This is a genomic window from Pseudomonas sp. 43(2021) (assembly GCF_017490805.1).
In the GTDB taxonomy this organism is placed as follows: Bacteria; Pseudomonadota; Gammaproteobacteria; order Pseudomonadales; family Pseudomonadaceae; genus Aquipseudomonas.
In genome coordinates, this window is sequence record NZ_JAFGYJ010000259.1 from 1 (window position 1) to 521 (window position 521).

The 521-nt window shown below is 58.0% G+C and carries 1 protein-coding gene and 1 pseudogene; one reads left to right on the plus strand and one right to left on the minus strand.

All coding sequences use genetic code 11. From position 1 onward, the window contains the following. Window positions 1-322, plus strand: a pseudogene (locus J5M71_RS27080) (MFS transporter); the annotation flags it as partial. Between the two features lie 51 nt (window positions 323-373). Here J5M71_RS27080 and J5M71_RS27085 read toward each other — a convergent pair. After that, on the minus strand, window positions 374-521 hold a 148-nt coding region (locus tag J5M71_RS27085; protein WP_207838588.1), incomplete at its 5' end, for a DUF427 domain-containing protein.

Consider the following 521-nt stretch of genomic DNA (forward strand, 5'->3'; position numbering starts at 1 on the left):
TATGCAGCAGATCAACAAACCGATGATCGTCGCCCTGATCGTCGCGCTGATCATCATCTCCGCCATGTGCTACGGCCCGCTGGCGGCGCTGATGGTCGAACTGTTCCCGACGCGCATTCGCTACACCTCGATGTCGCTGCCCGATCACATCGGCAACGGCTGGTTTGGCGGCTTCCTGCCCACCGTGTCGTTTGCGCTGGTGGTGTACACCGGGGATATTTTCTACGGGCTGTGGTATCCGGTGCTGATCACCGGGGTGAGCCTGGTGGTGGGGATGATCTGTCTGCGTGAGACGAAGAATATCGATCTCGACAAGAACTGAAAACCCGCTGACACAATGGCGAGGGAAGCGATTCTCTCGCCATTTTTTTGCTCAGGCGTCCGCCTTGATCACTTCGAATGTCACCTGGTCCGGATAAAAGGCCACGTAGTCGCGGATCGGTGCGACGGAGACCTTCGGGTTTTCGTACGTCCACACCGCGTTGGCACCCTCATGTCCGGGCACTTGCAGGCTGAAATAG